Annotated in this window: 26 protein-coding genes; 14 read left to right on the top strand and 12 right to left on the bottom strand. The window is 29.1% G+C overall.

Annotated features, from left to right (window positions below; genetic code table 11):
• Positions 1-58: 58 nt before the first annotated feature.
• Positions 59-199 (bottom strand): hypothetical protein, encoded by a 141-nt coding sequence (locus CIW83_RS22140; RefSeq protein WP_158220040.1) that lies wholly within the window; start codon positions 197-199, stop codon positions 59-61.
• Positions 200-451: 252 nt separating this feature from the next.
• Here CIW83_RS22140 and CIW83_RS07165 point away from each other — a divergent pair, with 252 nt between their 5' ends.
• The 13 genes from CIW83_RS07165 (at position 452) to CIW83_RS07105 (ending at position 14,143) form a co-directional block, all read left to right on the top strand.
• Positions 452-808 (top strand): hypothetical protein, encoded by a 357-nt coding sequence (locus tag CIW83_RS07165; protein ID WP_094900156.1) that lies wholly within the window; start codon positions 452-454, stop codon positions 806-808.
• 296 nt (positions 809-1,104) lie between these two features.
• On the top strand, positions 1,105-1,761 hold the full coding sequence (locus tag CIW83_RS07160; protein ID WP_094900155.1) for a TetR/AcrR family transcriptional regulator: 657 nt from the start codon (positions 1,105-1,107) through the stop codon (positions 1,759-1,761).
• Positions 1,754-2,026 carry a hypothetical protein gene (locus tag CIW83_RS07155; RefSeq protein ID WP_094900154.1) on the top strand — a complete coding sequence of 91 codons (273 nt, stop codon included), beginning with the start codon at positions 1,754-1,756 and terminating at the stop codon, positions 2,024-2,026. Before CIW83_RS07160 ends, CIW83_RS07155 begins: the two co-directional genes overlap by 8 nt.
• Before the next feature lie 968 nt (positions 2,027-2,994).
• The gene (locus CIW83_RS07150) at positions 2,995-3,501 is read left to right on the top strand and encodes an HIT family protein (protein WP_094900153.1); all 507 of its coding nucleotides are present in this window, start codon (positions 2,995-2,997) and stop codon (positions 3,499-3,501) included.
• Between the two features lie 286 nt (positions 3,502-3,787).
• Positions 3,788-4,138: a DUF3796 domain-containing protein gene (locus tag CIW83_RS07145; protein ID WP_094900152.1), complete on the top strand. Its 351-nt coding sequence runs from the start codon at positions 3,788-3,790 to the stop codon at positions 4,136-4,138.
• A 1-nt stretch (position 4,139) separates the two neighbouring features.
• Complete coding sequence (locus tag CIW83_RS07140; protein ID WP_094900151.1) at positions 4,140-4,340, top strand: helix-turn-helix transcriptional regulator; 201 nt, start codon at positions 4,140-4,142, stop codon at positions 4,338-4,340.
• Positions 4,341-4,703: 363 nt separating this feature from the next.
• A complete protein-coding gene (locus tag CIW83_RS07135; RefSeq protein ID WP_094900150.1) occupies positions 4,704-4,967 on the top strand; it encodes a hypothetical protein in 264 nt (87 codons plus the stop codon).
• Between the two features lie 642 nt (positions 4,968-5,609).
• Positions 5,610-6,938: a tRNA (N6-isopentenyl adenosine(37)-C2)-methylthiotransferase MiaB gene (gene miaB / locus CIW83_RS07130; RefSeq protein ID WP_094900149.1), complete on the top strand. Its 1,329-nt coding sequence runs from the start codon at positions 5,610-5,612 to the stop codon at positions 6,936-6,938.
• Between the two features lie 30 nt (positions 6,939-6,968).
• On the top strand, positions 6,969-9,590 hold the full coding sequence (gene mutS / locus CIW83_RS07125; RefSeq protein WP_094900148.1) for a DNA mismatch repair protein MutS: 2,622 nt from the start codon (positions 6,969-6,971) through the stop codon (positions 9,588-9,590).
• Positions 9,583-11,427, top strand: a complete 1,845-nt coding sequence (gene mutL, locus CIW83_RS07120) for a DNA mismatch repair endonuclease MutL (protein ID WP_094900147.1) — start codon at positions 9,583-9,585, stop codon at positions 11,425-11,427. Before mutS ends, mutL begins: the two co-directional genes overlap by 8 nt.
• 12 nt (positions 11,428-11,439) lie before the next feature.
• A complete protein-coding gene (gene miaA / locus CIW83_RS07115; protein ID WP_094900146.1) occupies positions 11,440-12,393 on the top strand; it encodes a tRNA (adenosine(37)-N6)-dimethylallyltransferase MiaA in 954 nt (317 codons plus the stop codon).
• A 13-nt stretch (positions 12,394-12,406) separates the two neighbouring features.
• On the top strand, positions 12,407-12,628 hold the full coding sequence (gene hfq / locus CIW83_RS07110; protein WP_094900145.1) for an RNA chaperone Hfq: 222 nt from the start codon (positions 12,407-12,409) through the stop codon (positions 12,626-12,628).
• 210 nt (positions 12,629-12,838) lie between these two features.
• Positions 12,839-14,143, top strand: a complete 1,305-nt coding sequence (locus CIW83_RS07105) for a methionine gamma-lyase family protein (RefSeq protein WP_094900144.1) — start codon at positions 12,839-12,841, stop codon at positions 14,141-14,143.
• 29 nt (positions 14,144-14,172) lie between these two features.
• On the opposite strand, the gene lexA is transcribed toward CIW83_RS07105, so the two are convergent.
• Positions 14,173-14,790: a transcriptional repressor LexA gene (gene lexA, locus CIW83_RS07100; protein ID WP_094900143.1), complete on the bottom strand. Its 618-nt coding sequence runs from the start codon at positions 14,788-14,790 to the stop codon at positions 14,173-14,175.
• Positions 14,791-14,971: 181 nt separating this feature from the next.
• Between lexA and CIW83_RS07095 the strand changes: the two genes are divergently transcribed.
• The gene (locus tag CIW83_RS07095; protein ID WP_158220039.1) at positions 14,972-15,280 is read left to right on the top strand and encodes a LysM peptidoglycan-binding domain-containing protein; all 309 of its coding nucleotides are present in this window, start codon (positions 14,972-14,974) and stop codon (positions 15,278-15,280) included.
• A gap of 74 nt (positions 15,281-15,354) precedes the next feature.
• Here CIW83_RS07095 and CIW83_RS07090 read toward each other — a convergent pair whose 3' ends face one another.
• The 10 genes from CIW83_RS07090 to CIW83_RS07045 all read right to left on the bottom strand — a co-directional run bounded on the left by CIW83_RS07090 (position 15,355) and on the right by CIW83_RS07045 (position 23,917).
• The gene (locus CIW83_RS07090; protein WP_094900141.1) at positions 15,355-16,329 is read right to left on the bottom strand and encodes a tyrosine recombinase XerC; all 975 of its coding nucleotides are present in this window, start codon (positions 16,327-16,329) and stop codon (positions 15,355-15,357) included.
• Between the two features lie 643 nt (positions 16,330-16,972).
• Positions 16,973-18,166: a pyridoxal phosphate-dependent aminotransferase gene (locus tag CIW83_RS07085; protein ID WP_094900140.1), complete on the bottom strand. Its 1,194-nt coding sequence runs from the start codon at positions 18,164-18,166 to the stop codon at positions 16,973-16,975.
• A gap of 40 nt (positions 18,167-18,206) precedes the next feature.
• Positions 18,207-18,590, bottom strand: coding sequence for a PadR family transcriptional regulator (locus tag CIW83_RS07080; RefSeq protein ID WP_094900139.1), 384 nt, complete (start codon positions 18,588-18,590; stop codon positions 18,207-18,209).
• Positions 18,591-19,406, bottom strand: coding sequence for a PHP domain-containing protein (locus CIW83_RS07075; RefSeq protein ID WP_094900138.1), 816 nt, complete (start codon positions 19,404-19,406; stop codon positions 18,591-18,593). It lies immediately after the preceding gene.
• Between the two features lie 117 nt (positions 19,407-19,523).
• Complete coding sequence (locus tag CIW83_RS07070; RefSeq protein WP_094900137.1) at positions 19,524-19,784, bottom strand: stage V sporulation protein S; 261 nt, start codon at positions 19,782-19,784, stop codon at positions 19,524-19,526.
• A gap of 54 nt (positions 19,785-19,838) precedes the next feature.
• Positions 19,839-21,461 (bottom strand): ribonuclease Y, encoded by a 1,623-nt coding sequence (rny, locus tag CIW83_RS07065; RefSeq protein WP_094900136.1) that lies wholly within the window; start codon positions 21,459-21,461, stop codon positions 19,839-19,841.
• Between the two features lie 93 nt (positions 21,462-21,554).
• Positions 21,555-22,208, bottom strand: a complete 654-nt coding sequence (locus tag CIW83_RS07060) for an ATPase (RefSeq protein WP_094900135.1) — start codon at positions 22,206-22,208, stop codon at positions 21,555-21,557.
• A gap of 4 nt (positions 22,209-22,212) precedes the next feature.
• A complete protein-coding gene (locus CIW83_RS07055; protein ID WP_094900134.1) occupies positions 22,213-22,461 on the bottom strand; it encodes a hypothetical protein in 249 nt (82 codons plus the stop codon).
• A gap of 12 nt (positions 22,462-22,473) precedes the next feature.
• On the bottom strand, positions 22,474-23,175 hold the full coding sequence (locus CIW83_RS07050) for a hypothetical protein (protein ID WP_094900133.1): 702 nt from the start codon (positions 23,173-23,175) through the stop codon (positions 22,474-22,476).
• Positions 23,176-23,545: 370 nt separating this feature from the next.
• On the bottom strand, positions 23,546-23,917 hold the full coding sequence (locus CIW83_RS07045; protein ID WP_094900132.1) for an AAA family ATPase: 372 nt from the start codon (positions 23,915-23,917) through the stop codon (positions 23,546-23,548).
• Position 23,918: the final 1 nt, after the last annotated feature.

The raw sequence follows: 23,918 nt of genomic DNA, 5'->3' as shown, positions 1-23,918 counted from the left end.
CATTTATATAATAGAAAGGAAGAAGATTTATAGGGGAGGTGCCAGCTCCCCTATGAAACTAAACATCTTTTTGTGCAAAGAACTCTTCATTTGTAGTTGAGTTCTTTGTATTTTTTTTAGTAGAATGAAAAGTACTTATGCTGGCCACTAAATTAAGTAAAGCTGTTAAAGTTTTAAAGAGTTTCTCCCAGAATAACATTTCTATCACCTCCTATATATAAACTCAAATGAGTTAAATATTTCATAGAGATGAGATTAAATTAGATAGGGATATGAAAAATAAATAGTTAATGTATGTGTTAATATTATTTTATGAGATGGTTTACATAAATATTCTTGATATTAAAGGATATGTCCTTTCTTTCTATATTTATAGTAACACTTGTACAAACTCATAATATACTAATATTGGGAAAGAAATTCCCAATACAAAATAAGGAAGGCGAAAGCAATGGATTACGAACAAGTGGCTAGCGGAAAACCAATATGTAACGAGCCAATTATGATAGGTGCAACATGCGTAGCCCAAATAGATGGAAGATTTTTCTTGCTTATAGAAATAGAAATAGACGTTATGGGTAATGAGAGAGAAGAAGTAATCATATTTGAGATAACAGCAGCACAAGCAGCAGCACTAATAGCATCGGGAGTCATGCGTTGCCAAATAGTTAATACAATCCCTACAGGAAGAGAAGTAAATCTTATTTGCGTGTTTGTAGTAGGTCAAAATGCATTCTTGGTGTTTAATGTTGAAAATGCAACTGACCGTCTAGTTCTAGTTAGAGTACCTTTGTGTACTATCATTTAATATAATAAGTGATTACGACTATAGAGTTATTAGACCAGGATTAATTTTCTGGTCTTTTTTATTGAAGAATTTAATATAGATTTAAAATAGTAAAGAGACCTACTAGGAAGTTCTCTTAAGAGAATGTATTTTATATAATGGCAGTTATGAATTACTAGTGGTGATGTAAATTCTAAAAAATGAGTACATTGAAAATTGAGTAATACAGTTAATTAACTGAAGAAAATGTTCTTGACATTTAAAGATTAATATTATAACGTATATATACCGACGGTTGGTATGCAAGGAGTGATTAAATGTCAAGAAATAAATATCCAGAACAAACAATTGAGAAAATATTATCTGTCTCAGGAAGATTATTTAGCGAAAAAGGATTTGATAAAACAAGTATACAGGATATTATTAATGAACTAGAAATGTCGAAAGGTGCAATTTATCATCATTTTAAATCCAAAGAAGAAATTTTAGATGCTATAACCAAAAAGCAATTAAGTTATTCAAATCAGATGTTAAAAAAATTAATAAAGGATACAAAAGCGAATAATGGTAGAGAAAAACTTGTACGTATATTAGAAGCTACTATGTCTGATGAAGAAGCACATTCTTTAGATAATGTACTAATGAGTCAAATAAAAAATCCACAATTTGTAGTTTTGGGCATCAAAGCAGGTATTAACAGTGACGCACCCACTTTAAGTGAAATAATACAAGAAGGAATAGAGGATGGTTCTATTAATACAGAGTTTCCAAATGAATGCGCTGAGATATTCATGTTACTTGTTAATATTTGGATAAATCCAGTTTTATTCAATCGTAATACTTCTGAAACATTAAGTAGATTAAAGCTCTTACAAATGTTAATGAAACAACTTGGAGTTGATATTGTAAGTGATAAACTCATTAAACAAATCTTAGAAAGACATTCAGATATCATGGAGGATAAAAATGAATAATATTAATGAAAAGCTTTTGCAAATAACAAAAAAAGCACTAACTAAAACAGAAAAAGCAATAGAAAGAACAGGAGCAATACCTAAGATATCCTCTGCAGTTCAATATAAGGGTTGTTTAGTGGGATTAGGTATTGGAACTATATTTATAGTGGGTGGAATTATTGGGCTATTAATGAAAAAACAAATATGGCCGCTAGGTACTCTAATTGCTGGAACAACAACTATTATTAGTAACATTATAACTATGAAAAAGTTACAGGCATAAAGTCAGATTATTATAGAATTATAGTAATAAAATATATAGATATAATTAAATGTATAAAAAATTTTGGATACTCTATTATTCAGAAAAGAATTGTACGGTATCTTTATTGATATTGTAATTATTAAATAACGGTTAGAGGCTTTAGAAGGCCAGGGATAATAAAATAAAATCCTTGGGCTTTTCTTTTTTGGGAAGGAGAACATGTAGGAACTACAGATAGAATTAAATAAATATAGAAGTGACCTTAATAAAGCTATTACAATTATAAAAGAAAGAGGAAAGACTAAAGCAATAGCTGAAAGAAATTATAGAGTAGAATTAGCAAAAGAGATATTAAGATTAGAAGTTATGTCAGTCACAATAATATCAGATATATGTAGAGGAAATGAAAGGATAGGAGAATTGGAAATGGAAAGAGGGGAGCCAATGATAATATAAACATATAGGTGATAGTTTAGTAAGACAGATATTTAAATTAAGATGTATAAATGGGCTAGAATGGAAACAGTGAATGTAAGTATAAGAGGGAATGTCATCACATTCATTTTGAATGTGTTAAAATAGTATATAGAAACTTATTTCAAATTACATGTTAAAATTAAATAAGGATTTACATTAAATCGAATCAGTTCTTTGGTGGGTTTTTATAATCTAAACAGATATACTCATAAATGATAACTTTTTAATTTAAATTTATATAAAATTGTGGAGATGACTTACTGAAGAAATTATAAAAAATTATGCTATAATAGCTGGAGTTATACTTTATAATTACATTTTGACATGAATTAGAGAAGGTCGCTACTTAGATTAGACATAATAAATCTATGCAGAGCTTTTCCTTATCTCAGAAATGAAAAAGAAGCTGGTTCAAATTTCTATTACGAAGATTGCTTGGTCGGATTATAGAAAAAGTGAGTGGAAAAAGTAATATGTATTTATTAATGCTAAAAAAAGGAGGAGTTAAATTGTACGTTAAGCAATTATCCGAAAACGAAAAAATAGCACTAAATGAAAGATACGAAAAAATAAAAGAACTGCAAGAAAAGGGCACGTGTTTCTCATGTTATAATTTTATTACAGGAGATATATTTCCTGATGATGGTTTAATTTTTTACGAGGATGAAAAGGTAAGGTGTCAATTTGAAAAATATCCAATAGCAACGGGACATACAATTATTGTAGCAAAGGAACATTATGAAGATATTTCTGAAATGCCTCTTGAATTAGGAGTGCATATATTAAAAATATCAGATGCAATAATTAAACTTCATAAAGAAATTATAGGTGCAGAAAAAGTATATATGTGTACAATATGTGACGGTAAAAGAAATCATTTACATTTTCAACTTCTCCCTCGATTAAAAGGAGAGACGATGGGCTATGGAAACTTTGTCAGAGAAGAAGGAATAATTATGGATTATCATGAAACAGCAGAACTTTATAAGCATAAACTAAAAAGAATTATTCTATAAGTAAGGAAGTCCAAGAATACCATTGTAAAATGCAATTTGAAACGTTAGTGTTGTTATTCTGAGCTTGTCGAGGAAGCTAGCTTTGTTATCCTATTGAAAGCAGCTAGATAGTTGACACAATTGTAGAATTAAGCGTAATGGAAATGATTGATAAAACAACTAGCTAGTATCTTTTATTAATATAGTAGTGAAAAATATATTACTTTATAATATTAACAAAGGAAACCTAATGTGATGCATATATATCATTATGATACATATATATATCATAAAAGGGGGGTTCATTATGATAAAAAAACAGTTTTATTTTGGGTTTTTCGGCTTAATAGGATTTAAGAGTTTGCTATACTTTCATACAGGAAATTTATCAGATTTAGCGTATATTGGATTTTTTGGTTTCTTTGCGAACTTTTTTACTGGTAAAATTAGTGGGAGTAAAGAGGATGAACGATATGTTGAAAATAGGAAAACAGCATTGGCTTTTATTGCTCCATTAGCTATTCTTGCAGTAGCTATTATATGGAGTTCTACCGTCCTTGTAAGGGATATTGAATTAATTAGGGTATTAATTTTCTTGTTATCTGCAATTTTATTAAATGTATATGGTATGAAATTATATATATTAGAGGAAAAATAATATGGCTAAATTCGTTTGCAAGCTAAAAAGATATAGACAATTAAAAGAATTAACACAAGAGCAACTTGCAGATATTGTTGGTGTAAGAAGAGAGACAATAATGAGACTTGAATCTGGAAAATATAATCCTTCATTAAAACTTGCTATAGATATTTCAAAAGCAGTAAATACTCCTATTGAAGAAATATTTATATTTGATTAGATTAATTATTTTACTTTATTAATTTTCATGTCACATTTTTTATATTTTACATCATAATTTTTAGAACTTAATATTTCATTGAGATACCGTATTATTCAGAAACGAATCTTACGGTATTTTTATATTATACTTTAAGTAACTAGAACTATCTATGTAAAGTAATAATTAAAAAATTGAACATTGAAAACTGAATAATGGGGTATTTAAAATAAAGGTATCTACCGTAATATACCAAATAAATTCATTATATATGTTATAATATCCACATAAGTAATTCGTAATAGTAATTTTATGTGCGGTAAAAAAGTCGAAGGCTAGAAGGAATTGTATATTTAAAGATAATCTTAGAGGGGGTAGATTGTTATGGATATTGGTAGAATATTAATTTTCTTTCCTGCAATGATATTCTTTTTTTATTCGTTTTGGAAACATAGAAAAGATTTTTATTTATTGTGTGGAATTGCGTGTTGGTTGAGCGTGTTTTATGTTGGAAAGCATAATTTGCATCAAGTCCTTCAAGATTCTACAAAAGCAATCATAAATAGCATCTCTAAATTTTTTCTAATCTTAGTATTTACATTATATTTTATAAAATCATTTAAAGAAGTCAAAGAAATCAAGAAATAAAATATATAGGTAAAAACATAGTGCTAATACACATAATTTATATTAAACGTCATACTTGTCAAAACTAAATATTTGATTGAAATACTATATTATCGCGAAAAAAATTGTACGATATTTTTATTGATATTGTAATTATAAAATTATAGATAGAGGCTTTAGAAGCCCAAGGAGAATAAAATTAAATCCTTGGGTTTTTCTTTTTGGGAGGAAAAACATACAGGACCTAGAGATAGAATTAAATAAATATAGATATATGCTTAATGCTATTGTATTAATTTAATGAAATTATGTGATATAAAATATGAAGATAAATATAACGATTAATACTAAAGTAGATTTCAAAATAACATTTTTTTATTTAAAAATTTTTCTCTAAAAAGAAGGAGTTTTAATTCGAATATTGAACTATATAAGTAAAATCTAATGTAAAGAATAATGGTATAGAGCCTATTATTTATAGCTAGAGATTTATTAAGTTCTTTAGGAGCTATGGAATTTATAGAAGATGAAAAGGATTACATAGCTTATGTAGCATCGAGAGTTATGGCTGTTTTATCAATCCTTGATTTTCCTAGCTCTTTTTTTATGTTCTAATATTTGATATAATAATTATACAAATATTTTTATGAGGTGAATTTCAAAATGGTAGAAAAGCAAAAAACCTTCTTTACAAAAACTTATGGTTGTCAAATGAATGAGCATGATTCGGAAAAAATTTCATGGATATTAGAAAATATGAACTATATTGAAACTCAAAATATCGAAGAAGCCGATTTTATAATATATAATACTTGCTTAGTTAGAGAAAATGCAGAAGTTAAAGTGTACGGAAATTTAGGTTCTTTAAAGCAATTAAAAAGGCAGAAACCTGATTTGATGATTGCAGTTTGTGGATGTATGATGCAAAGAGAAGAGGCTAGGAATGTTATATTATCCAAGCATAAACATGTAGATATAATATTTGGAACCCATAATATCCATAAGCTACCACAACTGATTAATAATCATTTACAAACAGGCGAGACTATTGTGGATATATTTGAAGATGGTAGAGAAATAATCGAAAATATCAACTCCAATCGAAAATATTCATATAAGGCATTTGTCAATATCATGTACGGATGCAATAATTTTTGCACATATTGTATAGTACCTTATACTAGAGGAAGAGAAAATAGTAGAGAGCCTGAAAATATAATTAAGGAGATAGAAGAATTAGCTAAGAATGGATGCAAAGAAGTTACTTTATTAGGACAGAATGTGAATTCATATGGCAAAACTTTAAAGACTGACTATAGTTTTACGGATCTCTTAAAGGATATCAATAAAATAGAAGGTATTGAAAGAATTAGATTTATGACATCTCATCCTAAAGATTTATCGGATGAATTGATTAATTGTTACGCTACTTTAGATAAACTATGCGGACATTTGCATCTTCCGGTCCAATCAGGCAGCAATAAGGTTTTAAAAGAAATGAATAGAAATTACACTAGAGAAGGCTATTTAAAGATTATCAATAACCTAAAAAAATTAGTTCCAAATATCTCGATTACAACAGATATTATTATTGGCTTCCCAGGAGAAACTGAAGAAGATTTTAATGATACATTAGAATTAGTAAGAGAGGTAAGATTTGACTCAGCTTTTACTTTCCTATATTCCATTAGAGAGGGTACCAAAGCTGCAAAGATGGAAAATCAAATAGATGACAAAGTTAAACATAGTAGATTTCAAAGATTAACAGATACATTGAACGAAATTGCTTTAGAGTTAAATCAAAAACTAGTTGGTGAAACATTAGAAGTGCTAGTAGAAGAAGTAAGTAAAAATAATACTGAAGTCTTAACAGGAAGATCAAGAAACAATAAGCTTGTGCATTTTAAAGGAAATGAGGATCTCATAGGTTCTATAGTGAGTGTAAAAATTGAAAATGTTAAAACTTTTACACTTGAGGGCAGTTTAGTTTAATATGGTTCTCTTTAAAAAGGAGGAAAATTTTTGGAAAATTTAACACCAATGATGCAACAATATATGAGTATAAAAAAACAATATGAAGATTGTATACTCTTCTTTAGATTAGGCGATTTTTATGAAATGTTCTTTGATGATGCTTTGACTGCTTCAAGAGAATTAGAAATAACCTTAACTCAAAGGGACTGTGGCATGAGTGAAAAGGCTCCTATGTGTGGAGTACCTCATCATGTATCGGATTCATATGTATCTAGATTAGTTGAAAAGGGATATAAAGTAGCTATCTGTGAACAGATAGAAGATCCAGCATTAGCCAAGGGGATTGTGCAAAGAGATGTAATTAAGGTTGTTACTCCTGGAACTATAACAGATCAAACTATTCTAGATGAAAAATCTAATAATTATTTAGTATCTATCTATTTGGATAATCTAGGACTAGGAATTTCCTATGTTGATAATTCAACTGGGGAAATGTATACTACTGAACTTATGGGAGAAGGAGATGAAATCAATTCTTTTCTTATAGATGAACTGGGTAAAATACTCCCATCTGAAATTATATGTAATGATATATTTAGCAGAAATACTAAGATTCTAAAGATTTTGAAAAATACTATTAATCCATATATTAATATTTATAAAGAAGATGAGATAGCAAAGAAAGATTGGAAATCTATGGTCTTGGGCCATTTTGATGTTGAAACCTTAGAGCAAATAGAATTAAATAATAGATTATATTCTATTATCGCTACAGGTAAATTAATAGATTATCTATATAAAACTCAGAAGTCTTCTCTGGAGCATATTAACAGCATATCTTATTATAGGCCAAATAACTATATGATATTAGATATAAGCACTAGAGCAAATCTTGAAATTCATGAAACAATCATAAAAAAGGATAGGAAAGGTGCCTTAATTGGATTATTAGATAAAACATCTACATCTATGGGTGGAAGACTTTTGAAGAAGTGGTTAGAGCAGCCTTTAGTAAATATAGCTGAAATAGAAAAGCGTAATAGTATTGTAGAATACTTTTTTAATAATATTGTAATTATGGATGATATTAAATCAATTTTAAGGCAAATATACGATATTGAAAGACTGGCTAGTAAAATATCTAATGGAAATTGCAATGCAAGAGATTTAATATCTTTAAAATCTTCAATTTCTGTTTTACCAGATTTTAAGAGAATATTAAGAAACTGTGATAACATAGAATTAGGTGATATGGGAATTAGTCTTGATACATTAGAGGATATTTACTTATTATTAGGGAAGGGAATTAATGAAAATCCTCCCATATCTTTAAAAGATGGTGGATTAATAAAGGAAGGTTATGATTCTGAATTAGATGAAATTAGAGAAGCTTGTTTAAGCGGAAAGGAATGGCTTGCAGCTTTAGAATCTAAGGAAAGAGAAAAGACTGGTATTAAGAATTTAAAAGTAGGATTTAATAAAATCTACGGATACTATTTTGAAGTTACTAAATCTAATATTTCTTCAGTTCCTGATTATTTTATTAGAAAACAGACCTTAACTAATTCTGAACGATATTATACTGAAGAATTAAAAAATATGGAAGATAAGATATTAGGTGCTGAAGTTAAATCCTTAGATTTGGAATACCAAATTTTTAGTGATATTAGAAATAAAGTCAAGAAAAACATTGAACGAATCCAAAATGCAAGTAGGATAATCTCTCAAGTTGACGTATTAAATGCTTTTGCTCAAGTAGCATATAAATTGAATTTTGTTAAACCTAATTTCAATAAAAAGGGAATAATTCATATTGTAGATGGAAGACATCCCGTAGTAGAAAATAATATTGAAAATAATTTATTTATACCTAATGATACCTACTTAGATACAAAAAATAATATGGTGCAGATAATTACTGGTCCAAATATGGCTGGTAAATCTACTTATATGAGACAAGTTGCTATCATTACCCTTTTAGCTCATATAGGTGCATTTGTACCAGCAAGTAGTGCAAATATATCCGTAGTAGATAGAATATTTACTAGAATTGGAGCGGCAGATAACCTTTCTCAAGGTGAGAGTACATTTATGGTTGAAATGAATGAAGTGTCTAATATAATAAGATCTGCTACTAAGAATAGTTTAATTATTTTAGATGAAGTAGGAAGAGGAACAAGTACCTATGACGGTTTAAGTATAGCATGGGCTATAGTAGAGCATATTACTAATGTTATAAAAGCAAAAACTCTATTTGCAACTCATTATCATGAATTAACTCAGCTTCAAGCAAAAAATAAAGGTATAAAGAATTTAACAATAGCTGCAGAAGAAAAAGGAGATCAAATTGTATTTTTAAGAAAAATAGTTGAAGGTAGTACTAATAGGTCTTATGGGATAGAAGTTGCTAAATTAGCTGGGATAAATAGAGATGTTATTGACAGAGCTAATGAGATATTGTCATTGATTGAAGGTAATCATCAAATTAATATTAATAATATACCTAAAGAAGAGCCTAAACAATTAAATTTAATAGATTATAAGAAAGATTATTATCTTGATAAGGTTTTAAATTTAGATATAGATAGTATCACGCCTAGGGATGCCTTAAACATTCTTTATAATTTAAGAGATGATGCAAAAAAACTAAGGGGAGATAATAATGGGTAAGATTAAACTATTAGATAATATAACTATACAAAAGATCGCTGCAGGAGAAGTTATTGAAAGACCGTTATCTATAGTTAAAGAATTAATAGAGAATTCTCTAGATGCTAATTCAGAAAATATAGTAATTGAAATTAAAAATGGTGGAAAATCTTATATTCGAGTTACAGATGATGGAGATGGTATTGAGGACGAAGATTTGAACTTAGCTTTTAAAAGACATTCAACATCAAAGCTATCTACTATTGAGGATTTATATAGAATAAAATCTTTAGGATTTAGAGGTGAAGCTTTAGCAAGCATATCTCATGTTTCAAAGGTGGAAGTTATGACTAAAACCAGTAATGCCGTAGGAGGTATTCATGCTATAGTTGAAGAAGGGGAAATTAAATCTAAAGAAGTTGTAGGATGTCCCAAAGGTACTACACTTATCGTAAAAGATTTATTTTACAATCTGCCGGTTAGAAAAGAATTTCTAAAATCAGATTTGGTTGAATCTAATCAAATTTCTGATATAGTATATAAGGTAGCTCTTGGAAATCTAAATACTTCATTTAAATTTATACGAGATGATAAAGTGGTTTTAAAGACTTCAAAAAATAATGATATGAAAACACATATATATAGCATCTTAGGGAAGGAGTTTTCTAATAATTTAGTCCAAATTGATTTTGAAGAATATGGGATTCATCTCCATGGATATATATCTAATAATAATTTATATAGAAGCAATAGAAATCATCAGTATATTTATATTAATGGAAGATATATAAATAATATTAATATATCGAATACTATAGAAAATCACTATAAATCTCTCATTCCACTAAATAGATTTCCTTGTTTTATTCTTTTTATAGAACTAGATCCTAGTACTATAGATGTAAATATACATCCTACTAAGCAAGAGATTAAATTTGCTAATCAATCCGAGATATTTTCAGTAATAGATAAAGTTATAAAGGACACATTATATCCTTCATTATCTGTACCTAAAGTAGGTTTTAAGGAGACTAAGGAAAAGGTTAAGGAAGAAAAACCTCCACTATTGTTTATGAATACTAATGCTAATATACAAGATGATATTATAGTTAAGGACTTTACTCATAAAACAATATTTGAAGAAGAAAAACTAAAAGAACCTCATGAATTTAATATGATATCAGAACATGAATTGTTAATCAGAGAAGATATTGGCAGGGAGGCAATCCCCTCTAAGGAAAGTATTGTTGATGACAGTCCTGCTGATATTAAAAATATTCTTTCGGACATAGAACCAATAGGAGTAATCTTTAACACCTATATACTTGCTGAGGATAAAGTTAATGAAAAATTATATTTTATTGATCAACATGCAGCTCATGAAAGGGTTATGTATGAGAAATATTTAGAAGAATATAGCAATGAAAATATAATAGCCCAGCAACTTTTAATTCCAGAAATTGCAGAATTAACAAACTCAGAAATGAGCAATTTCCTAGAAAATATATCGATTTTTAAAAAACTGGGATTTGACATTGAAGAGTTTGGAAATAATAGTGTGGTTATCCGATCTGTTCCTTTAGTCTTTGGAGTGCCAAATATTAGAGAATTGTTTTATGATTTACTTGATAATATTAATAATATTAAAAGTAATTATGATACTAAGCTGGAAAAGATTATGAAATTAGCCTGTACTAAGGCTGTTAAAAGTGGAGATCATATGAGTGAAATTGAGATGTTTAGTTTGTTTGAGCAGCTAAAAAGGTGCAATAATCCTCATAGTTGCCCACATGGCAGACCGACAGTTCTAGAAATGAGTAAGACAGATATAGAAAAGGCGTTTTTAAGGATCATGTAAAAGGATGATAGAATGAAGAATAAAGATAATTTATTTATTTTAATAGGACCAACAGCTATTGGAAAGACTGCTTTATCTATTGAATTAGCAAAGAAAATGAATGGAGAAATCATCTCAGCTGATTCTATGCAAATATATAAATATATGGATATAGGATCAGCTAAGATTACTAAAGAAGAGATGGATGATATTCCTCATCATTTAATAGATATAGTATTACCCAATGAAGATTTCACCGTAGCAAACTTTAAAGATAATGCAATTAAGTTGATTAGAGATATAAATAGTAGAAATAAGATTCCTATTGTTGCAGGTGGAACAGGATTATATATTAATTCACTAGTGTATAGTCTAAACTTCACTCAAGTGGCACCAAATGATGAGATTAGGAATAAACTTGAATCTCTAGGAGATAAATATGGAAATGAATATTTACATCAAGAACTACAGAGAATAGATGTGAAAAGCGCTGAGAAAATAAGTGTTAATGATAGAAAAAGAATAATCAGGGCAATAGAAATATTTGAAATGACAGGTAAGCTAATGTCTGAGTATAATGAGAATTTTAGAAAGCCAGTAGAAGATTATAATTTAGTAATGATTGGATTAAATATGGATAGGAAGGAATTATATGATAGAATAAATCTTAGAGTAGATATAATGATTGAAGAAGGACTTATGGAGGAAGTAAAAAAACTTTTATCGATGGGTTATAGTAAGGAACTTGTATCTATGCAAGGTATTGGATATAAAGAAATTATCATGTACTTAGAAGGCAATATTTCATTGGCCAAATCTATAGAAATGATTAAACAGGGTACAAGAAATTATGCTAAAAGACAATTGACATGGTTTAGAAGAGATAATAGAATTAAATGGGTGAATGTAGATGAATTTTTTACCCTTGATGATTTAACTCAATATATAATTGACTATTCTAAAGATAAGATTATAATTAATAAATAAGGGAGGGATATAGGTGAAGCAAAATATAAACTTACAAGATGTATTTTTAAACAAAGCTCGTAAAGATGGAATAGGAATAACAATATTCTTAGTTAATGGTTATCAAATAAAAGGTCAAGTAAAAGGATTTGATAATTACACTATAATTTTGGAAAGTGAAGAGAAACAACAATTAATATATAAACATGCTATTTCAACAATAATACCTATGAAGCAGATAGACTTAGATAACTAATTTTTTATAATCCATAGGAAAGCTCTCTTTTTTACCAGTTTTTTAATTGGAATTTTTCCGTATATGGATTTCAAAAAAAGGCTTCCTTAATATATTAGATATATTAAGGTCCCATATGAGGCCTCTTTTATTTAAATATTTTTAGTTTTGCAAATGTCTCTGAATTTATCAGGGGCTTTTGTATTTTATAAAATAGAAAGGTGAAATAAGATGAACGAGTTAACTATAAATAGATTATGTAAACAATTTGATTTGGATAAAGAAATTATTGAATTTATTAATAAAAAAGAAAAGTTAATTTTAAATAAGTTTAATAAAATTGATGAGATTAAGGAATATAATCAATATAAGGTTATAAATGCAATGCAAGAATGCAGATTATCATCTACAGACTTTAACTGGACAACTGGATATGGATATGGAGATATTGGAAGAGATAAAGTAGAGCAAATATATGCCAATGTGTTTAATGCAGAGGATGCTCTAGTTAGGCCTGCTATTGCTTCAGGGACCCATGCTCTTACCTTAACACTCTCTGGTCTTTTAAGACCTGGTAATGAGCTTATAGCCATAACAGGGTCTCCTTATGATACTCTTCAAAAGGTGATAGGAGTTAAAGGTGATATGTCTGGTACTTTAATGGAATATGGAGTTAAATATAAAGAAATTCCTCTAAAAGGGAATACTATAGACATTGAAGAAGTGATAAAAAATATATCTCCGGATACTAAGATACTTATGATTCAAAGGTCCACTGGATATAGTGATAGAAGAGCATTAACAATTGAAGAAATTGAAATTGCAATTAAAAGTATTAGGGAGCATAACAAAAATGTGATTATTATGGTTGATAACTGTTATGGAGAGTTTCTTGAATTTAGAGAGCCAACGGAGGTAGGAGCTGATATTATGGCAGGCTCTTTGATAAAGAATCCAGGAGGAGGAATTGCCTTATCAGGAGGATATATTGTAGGTAAATCTAGTTTAGTAGAACAAGTGGCTAATAGACTAACAGCTCCAGGACTTGGAAAAGAATGTGGACTTACATTCGGTACTACAAGATCTACATTGCAAGGACTTTTTTTAGCTCCTCATATAGTATCGGAGGCAGTTAAAGGGGCATTATTGGTAGCAGTTGTATATAAGGAATTAGGATTCAATGTGGTTCCTGATGTTGATGATTTAAGGTCTGACATAATTCAAGGAGTACAGTTAAATAGTCCTGGGAGGGTTATTGAGTTCTGTAGAGGGATTCAGGCTGCTTCTGTGGTAGATTCATATGTTGTTCCTGAGGCTTGGGATATGCCTGGATACGAAGATAAAGTTATTATGGCAGCGGGAGGTTTTATAGAAGGATCATCTATTGAACTTAGTGCTGATGGACCAATAAGGGAGCCTTATTTTGCATATTATCAAGGCGGTTTAACATATGAACACTGCAAGCTAGGCACCATGAAATCCTTAAATAATTTATATAGAGGAAATTTAATTGATAAGACTAAGGTATTAGAATAGAAAATAGCAGGATATTAATCCTGCTATTTTTAAATCTTTCTAAACAATCCAATAACTTTTCCTAAAATAGATACATCCTTAGTATATATAGGCTCCATAAATTGATTTTCAGGCTGTAATCTTATTTTATCTTTTTCTTTAAAAAATCTCTTAACTGTAGCTTCGTCTTCCAGCAAAGCTACTACAATGTCGCCATTTAGTGCAGCTTTCTGCTCTCTTACTAAAACTAGATCTCCATCTAGGATTCCTGCATCAATCATACTTTCGCCTTGAATTTTGAGCATAAATACATCATGGCCTTCCACCAATTCCAATGGTACGGGATAAGTATCTTCGATATTTTCTACGGCTAAGATTGGAGTGCCAGCAGTTACCTTTCCTAAAATAGGTATATCGACAGTTTTTTTAGAAGTCAGTAAAAAATCATCATTTTTATCAAGTATTTCGATAGCTCTTGGCTTCGTAGGATCCTTTCTAATATAACCTTTGGCTTCAAGTTTTTCTAAATGACTATGAACCGTTGAAGTAGACTTTAGATTAACACCTTTACAAATATCTCTAACAGCTGGTGGGTAACCTTGCCTTTGAACCTCTGATTTTATATATAGTAAAATTTCAATTTGTTTCTGAGTTAAGTCTTCGTACATAAGATACACCCCTCATTCATATAATTAATAATAATACTGATTTTTTATTTATTATATCATATAAGTAAAAATATTTCAAACAAAGGTTCGATTTTTTTGGAAAAAACTGTTGACAAGGAACCTATGTTTGTGTAGAATGTATTTAGAACGGTTGTTCAGAACTAATGTGCGAGGTGCTGTTATGAAGAAGAGGTATAAGATAGTTAACAGAAGAAGATTTTACTTTTTTATTACATCTGTATTTGCAGTTATATCAATCCTATTATTTACTTTGCTATTAAATAATAAAGCTCATAGTTCGGTATATAGAGTTAACTATAGGGAGATTGAGGTAGTGGAAGGGGATACACTATGGAATATTGCTTTAAACTATCTTCCAGAAAAAACAGATATAAGGAAGATGATATATGATATTAAAGAATTTAATGGAATGGATAATTCATACATATATCCTGGAGATATGATAAAAATTCCAATTACAAATAAATGATGAGTTGACATAAAAATAATATGTTAACTTACCTAAAATAAATGACTTGATAAAAAAGAATTGAGAATATATTCTCAATTCTTTTTATTAGTCCTAGTAGATAATGGATTACTTTTTACTGCATCTCTTAGCCTTTCGTTATCGATATGAGTATATATTTGGGTTGTAGATACTGATTCATGTCCTAAAATCTCTTGTAGGGCTCTAATATCTACATTGCCATATTTATACATCAATGTAGCTGCTGTATGTCTTAGCTTATGGGTAGAATATATAGAAGTATCTAATCCGGCTTTTTCCAAATATCTATCAATCATATGCTGTATAGCTCGATTGCTCATTCTATTTTTTCTTTTACTTATAAACATAGCTTTTTCATCTATTGGATTTTTAGGTCTAACTTTTAAATATTCTTCTATGGCCGATATGCAAGCATCATTTAAGAAAATGGTTCTTTCCTTGTTTCCTTTTCCGATAATAGATAAAGTATCACTGTCTTTAATTTTATCAATATCCATGCTAGATAATTCTGATAGTCGTAGGCCACAATTTAAAAATAGCATAATTATTGCATAATCTCTTTTTCGATATTCCTCATTATTGTTTTCTAACACTATATTTAATAGTAGTTCTGATTGTTCTAAAGTAAGATAAGCAGGATGCCTATTATCTCTTTTTGGAAACTCTAAAGCTTCAGCAGGATTTTTCTCTATTACGTTTATTATGGAATAGAGATAATCAAAGAAAGATCTAAGGGATGCAACCTTTCTAGATTTGGTAAAGTTCTTATTATCTCGTTTTTTGTCTGCGTATGAGATATAGGCGTGTAGATCTTGAATGCTTAGTTTTTTAATTAAATCTAGCTCGACATCCGAGATGTTAATTTCGTCAAATGGTTGATCATGGTCAACAAGTTTATATCTCAATTTGATAAATCTAAAAAATGTTCTCAAGTCAAAAAAATATTCTTTTACAGTATTAGGGGAAGCCCCTTTAATGGTTTCCATATAATTTAAGTAATCTTCTAGGATTAACGGTATATCTTTCATTATCTCCCTCTTTTCGCACTATATTAGTCACAAAATAACTATTTTGTGACTAATAATATTTTACACCAAAATTATCCAAAAATCAATTTAAATAACCTTTTAAATAATATAATTATTTTTCTACAAATAATATAATTTTGAAGCAAATATTTATATATCTCTATCCCTGAATATATAAATATAAAATAAACTATATATTAATCTGCTTTTTATCTAAAAATAAGCTGTTCAATTAAATTCAGAATGGTAAAACATATAGTTCAAAGCTAAAGGCTGCTAATGAGGCTGTATAACTGATTTCGATTAAAGCACACACAAATACATTAGTTGTGCTTTTTAAAGAGCTTAAAAGCGATTCTACGAGGTCGAAAATTCAAGTTGTATAAAAAATTTATTTAAATATGTAAACTTGAGCTTGATATTCATTATCCTGCTAAAATTATTTTGTTTGTTAGTATGCATCCATGACTGTGAGTATATTACGATGATCGATTTGTTGCATGGGCGATTTAAAAAGTTTTATAGCATCGAATCAAGTATACATAATTTAATTATGTATACTTGATTCGATAAGTTGAAGAGAAAATAAAAAAGTTAACATAAATACATTATGTTAACTTTTTCTCTTCTATTAAATTTATTTTTATTCCTCTACTATCTGTTTAATTCTTTCTAATCCATTTTTTATGTTTTCCATAGATGTTGCATAAGATAATCTTACATATTTATCATCTCCGAAAGCAATTCCTGGAACTACTGCTACCTTACCTTCATCAAGTAGCAGATTGGCAAAATCCATAGAGGAGTTTATAGCATGTCCTTTAATAGTCTTGCCTAATAACTGTGTAAAGTTAACCATTATATAAAAAGCACCCTGAGGTTTTCTACAGCTTAATCCTTTAATTGAATTGATTGTATCAGCCATGTAGTTTCTTCTTTCTACAAAATGTTTTTTCATTTCTTCTACACTGTTTTGATCTCCTGTAAGACCTACTACACTGGCATATTGAGATATTGAACAAGGATTAGATGTTGCATGACTTTGAATATTGCTCATTACTTTAATTATTTCTTCATGAGCAGCTGCATATCCAATTCTCCATCCAGTCATGGCATGGGATTTTGACATACCATTTATAAGTATTGTTAATCTCTTTATGTCTTCATTAAAAGAAGCAATACAAACATGTTTATTATCATCATATATCAATTTTTCATATATCTCATCAGAGATAACGAAGATGTTATTTTTAACAGCCCATTCAGCTATTGCTCTTAGCTCTTCTTCAGTATAAATGGAACCTGTTGGATTACTAGGGCTATTTAATATAATTGCTTTAGTTTTATCAGTTAAAACTTTATTCAAATCATCTACATTGAATTTAAAATCATTTTCTTCCTTTGTTTCTATATAAACAGGAACTCCATCAGCTAATCTTACTAACTCTGGATAACTTACCCAATATGGAACAGCAAATATAACCTCATCCCCTGGATTTAATATTGCCATTAAAGCATTATGTATAGAATGCTTTGCACCATTAGATATTATAATATTACTTGGTTTATATTCTAGACCATTATCTATTTTAAATTTCTCACATACAGCTTTTTTAAATTCAACTATTCCAGAAGCTGGAGTATATCTAGTTAGACCTTCTTTTATTGCTCTAATACCTTCTTGTTGAATATTTTCTGGTGTGTTAAAGTCTGGTTCGCCAGCCCCAAAACTAATAACATCTATTCCAGAATCCTTCATAGCCTTTGCTTTTGCCGTAATCTCCAATGTAATTGAAGGGGCAATCCTTAACCCTTTTGCTGATAAATTAAAGTTCATAAATAATCATACCTCCACAATAGTATTTTGTTTTATATAATTATATTTTTTCTCCATATATATCTTTTAACACATTTTTAACAATAAGTAAAGAATCTTCGAAGGAAGTTTTATTTTGTAACAATAATATTTTGTAATGTTTTATTCCTTCGTCAGTTATTCTATACCTTCTTATTGATCTTTTGTCGGGTTCATCCCACCATCCCTCAATATATCCTTCTGATTCTAATTCTCTAAGAAGAGGATATATCATTCCAGGGCTTGGTTCCCATCTATTACTCATCCTACTCTTTATTTCATCTTTTATTTTATTACCATAATAAGATTTCTCATTTAGTAGATGTAATATATAAAGTTTTACAAAAGAAGTTGTACTTATTTTTGTAGGAAATTGTCTCTGCCTTTCTCCTTTATAAATAGTCACTTATATCCTCCCCTTAAACTCTGGAATAGTATCGATATCAACAAAATATTTACCTAATAGTAAGTCTTTATTTATTAAGTCTCCATGAAAATCTGAGCCACCTGTAACTATCAAATTATTTGACTTTGCTTTACTAATCAAAGAATTAGTATCATCTTTTGTGTGCTTTGAATGTATGCATTCTAACCCCTCTATACCTAATGAGATACAATAATCAACAATACTTTTATCTTTTAAAATACCAGGATGAGCTAAAATTGCAATTCCACCAATGGTTTTTATCAAAGATATAGTTTCGCCAATAGTTATTTTATACCTTTCAATATATGCTGGTTTACCCCTATCTAAGTATTTAGAAAACGCTTCCGAAATATCAGCTACATAACCTCTTTTAATTAGTGCTCTTGCTATATGAGGCCTACCAATATATTTTTCACCTGAAAACTTTTTAACTTCTTCTATCGTAAGATCTAATCCTAGTTGATTAAGTTTGCTCACAATTTCCATTCCTCTAGTTAATCTAGATTGTTTTAATTCATTAGTTATTTTAATAAGATTTGGATCTTTGTAATCTATGAAATATCCTAGTATATGTACTTCTTCATTGTTAAATACGCAGCTAAATTCAATGCCTGGTATAACTCTAAAATTATCATAGCTATTACTGAATTGAATAGCTGTTTCTATTCCAGTTATAGTATCATGATCAGTGATTGCTACTCCATCTAAACCTTGTTCAATAGCTAGATCAATTACTTTTTCTGGAGAAAATAGTCCATCTGAATGATTTGTATGTACATGTAAATCAAAGATCATAAAATCCTCCCTCCTTATAATATAATGAATTAGTATTTGCAATATCTGAATAAGATTATACAAATATTTTCATATATAGATTATAAAAAACCTGCCAGCACGGCAGTTTTTATAATATTATCTTGGTTCAATAATTAGCTTTATAGCTGTCCTTTCTTCACCATCTATTATTATATCTGTGAAGGCTGGTATACAAATAAGATCGATTCCACTTGGAGCAACAAATCCTCTTGCGATTGCTACTGCTTTTACGGCTTGATTTAAAGCACCTGCTCCTATTGCTTGAATTTCAGCAGCACCTTTTTCCCTTAAGACTCCTGCTAATGCCCCTGCAACAGAATTTGGACTTGATTTTGCTGATACTTTTAATACATCCATTAAAATAGCCCCCTCTAACTAAATTTTTTAAATATATCTTTTTATATTATTTAATTACCGTTTATTTAAAAAATTATTATTTGGCGTATTCAATAGCCTAGTTTCTCGGATTACATTTACCTTTATCTGACCCGGATAATCCAACTCAGCTTCAATTCTTTTTACGATATCTCTAGCTGTATGGATTATATGATTTTCTGAAATTTCATCAGGTTTTACTAAGATTCTAATTTCACGCCCTGCTTGAATTGCATAAGATCTTTCTACTCCATCAAAAGAATTTGCTATCTCCTCAAGTTTTTGTAATCTCTTTATATAAGCTTCAAGTGTTTCCCTTCTAGCACCTGGTCTTGCAGCAGATATAGCATCAGCTGCTTGTACTAGAACAGCTTCGACAGTTTGTGGTTCACAATCGCCATGATGAGCAGCAATACCATGTAATACTTCTTTAGATTCTTTATATCTTCTAGCTAAGTCTACTCCAATATCAACATGAGGACCTTCCACTTCATGATCCACAGCTTTTCCTAAGTCGTGTAGTAAACCTGCTCTTTTTGCTATTTTTACATCAGCTCCTAGTTCTGCAGCCATTATACCTGCAAGATGTGCTACTTCAACAGAATGCTTTAATACATTTTGTCCGTAGCTTGTTCTATACTTTAATCTACCTAGAAGCTTAATTAATTCTGGATGAATTCCATGAACACCTGCATCAAAAGCAGCTTGTTCACCTTCTTCGCGAATAATATTGTCTACTTCTTTTTTGGCTTTCTCCACCATTTCTTCGATTCGAGCAGGATGTATTCTGCCATCTACTATAAGTTTTTCTAAGGCAATTCTAGCAACTTCTCTTCTTACGGGATCAAATCCTGACAGAACTACTGCTTCAGGAGTATCATCAATAATTAAATCTATTCCAGTTAAGGTTTCGAGAGTTCTAATATTTCTTCCCTCTCTTCCAATAATTCTACCCTTCATTTCATCATTTGGAAGAGCCACAACTGTAACTGTAGTTTCAGCTACGTGATCAGCTGCACATTTTTGTATTGCTGTAGATATTATTTCTCTAGCTTTTTTATCAGCTTCTTCTTTAGCTCTATTTTCCATTTCCTTAATCATAATAGCAGATTCATGAACTATTTCTTTTCTAATTTCATCTAATAATAATTCCTTTGCTTCTTCGGATGTTAAGCCAGAAAGTCTTTCTAACTCTAATACTTGATTTTTATAAATGTCATCTATCAGAGCTTCCTTATCTTCAACCTCTTTAAGTTTTTTAGCTAATAGTTCTTCTTTTCTTTCGATTGCATCGCTTTTTCTATCAATACTCTCTTCTTTATTGAGAATTCGTCTTTCAAGTTTTTGAAGTTCGTTTCTTCGTTCACGATTCTCTCTTTCTGCTTCATTTCTAAGCTTATGGATCTCTTCTTTTACTTCTAATAAAAGCTCTTTTTTGTGAGCTTCTCCATCTTTTTCAGCATCTTCAATGATTTTTTTAGCTAACTCTTCAGCATTATTTATCTTACCTTCTCCAATAGTCTTTCTTATAAAATAACCAATGAGAATTCCAATAATTGCTCCTAGAATTGCAATTAAAGCTTCAATAACTAAACACCTCCAATTGTATAAAATTTTCAAGTTCCATACTGCATTTTCATTTTCATTAAATATAAGCATATGATACAAGCTTAAAAAATTGAAATAATAAACTGTATAGAATATACATATAATTCAATTCTATTACTTTTACTAGATAATGTCAAGATGTAATTAGGATGTAATCTTTGTTACAGTACTTTCAGACCCTTTTATATCCACTCTATAAGCATTACTACCTATAGCAGCTAAATGATGATTGTGAGTTACCATTATTATTTGTCTGTTAAACAATTCAGAGGTTTGCTTAAGAAAATCGGCAACATTAAAGATAAATTCATCACTAACATGCTTTGCGGGCTCATCTAGAATTAGAGGACCTTGTATTTTTGGCTTATGAATTTGTAAAAATGCAATTCTCAAAGCCAAAGAAACTATATCGACTACACCCCCACCTCTAGATAACTCAGGCTTAGTCTTAACCAATATATCTTCAATCTTATTAATTACATAGAATTCGGCATTTGATTTCCCTCTTTGTTCTTCAATCTCAATTAGAAATTCAATATCCGATTCAAATATAAATTGTAAACATTTAGTAACTAAAGATTCAATTTGACTTTTAGCTTGTTCTCTTGCAAATTCAGAAGTTTTTTGAAACAATATATTTACTTTAGATAGCAAATCAAGTTCATATTCAATATTTTGAAGGGCATCTTTTTGCACTTCCAATTGTTCTTTAATTTTGTCTCGCTTTCCTAATTCTCTTGCAAGATATTCCTTTGATTTAATTAAATAATTATCTAACTCTTGTAGTTCCGTTATCATCTCATCACTTCTTTTCTAATAGATCTTTAGGTAATAATTCATTAGCTTCTTTAAACAATCTATCTATATCTAGTGTTAACTTATTGATTTCACTTTCTAATTCATCAGGCTTTATGCCAAGACTTGCTAATTCTCTAATTATTTCTTCCTCTTGCTGATTTAATTGTTCTAATCTCGCCTCAGCTTTATACTTTAAATTTTTAGCTTTTTCTAGATTTTCTTTCAAGCTATTAAGTTCTTTTTCATAGTCCATAAAATATACCTCCTAATTATAATGGCTTATAATATGATTAATTTTATCATTGTCAATTATACTAAAACATAAAGGACAAATTTCTTGTTTCAATAATAGTTCTTTATAATATAATAGCTGCTTATCTACTTCATCTTTGTACCTTTGTAGTAATATATTTAATTTTTTAATTTCATCTTTATTGGAATTATAGGAAACATGTAAGTTCTTTAATTGGTTTAAGAGAATAATCCTCTTTTGTAATTCCATATGAATTCTAGAGATATAATCTATTTCCTGTAATTTTTCAACATACCGTATTCCAATAGCTAAGCTTTTTCTCAATGAAAGTTCTTTATCTTTTATATCAGATAACTTTTTAAGTCCAATGATACTGTTAGAAATCATGTTTATATTATTTTGTAAAATATTAAGATTACTTAAATTACTAGATATAATTTTAAGTCCATCCATTTCATATTGTATATTTCCTAGCTTTGATTTACAGTCTATAAGCTTGATCCTCAAATCATATGATGAAATCATCTTAGCGATGTTGTTTTCAACTTTATCAATACTTTTTAGTGAAGTAATAATTTTAGCATTCTCATTTTTATTTAAAGCCAATTTATTCATTGAATTAAACTGCTTATTTAGATAATTAAACTTATTAATATCTGAAGAAATAAGGTTTAAAACATTATCTACTAGATTTATACTTTCAAGTTTTTTCATATAAAAGCTTAATTCTTTTTTTTCTTGTGAAATAGTTAAAAACTTGTTTAACAAATCTTGATATTTGCATATGGTTTTATTTTTTTCTTGTATTTCATCTTTAATTTTTTCAATATAGCTAATCCTATTGGCTAGTTCGTCTAAGTAGTTATATTCGGATAATTCTTTCTCTAGTTGAAATACACTGTCTTCCGTATTTTTTTTACTATTAGATAAGTTACGGCTATCTTTTAATGACTCTCGTAATGCATCATCAACAATATTAACTCCTACAAGTCTTCCAATGGAACTTGCTCTAGTTGAAGCTCTTTCTGATAGTAAAAAAGCTCCTTCTAACTGATCGCTTAAATTAATTGCATTTGAGAGATCACTATCTAATAGTTATTTTTTTTATTCCAGTTTCATCTATGATTTCTTGGGGAACAGAGGTACCAAAACCTTCAAATTTAGTTTCATTATTATTAGAATCATAAAGAAAGTAAATATTTTTACTTTTATTTCGGTATCTTTTTATTTTTGTTCCATCATTAAATATAACCGTTACACTACATTCACTAGTACCTTCTCTGATAAAATAGTCTCCTGAAGGTTCATTATAGAGTGCCCATCTAATTCCTCTAAGTATTGCAGTTTTTCCACTGTCTGATGGACCAACAATAACATTTAATTGATCATCGAATTCTATAATAGAACTCTTATGAGATTGAAAATTTTCTAAAATTACTTTTTCAATATACTTCATA

It is taken from the genome of Tissierella sp. P1, from assembly GCF_002266425.1.
Taxonomy (GTDB): Bacteria; Bacillota; Clostridia; order Tissierellales; family Tissierellaceae; genus Tissierella; species Tissierella carlieri.
Note: the sequence above shows the minus strand (reverse complement) of the source record. Positions and strands in the feature narration are given on the sequence as shown.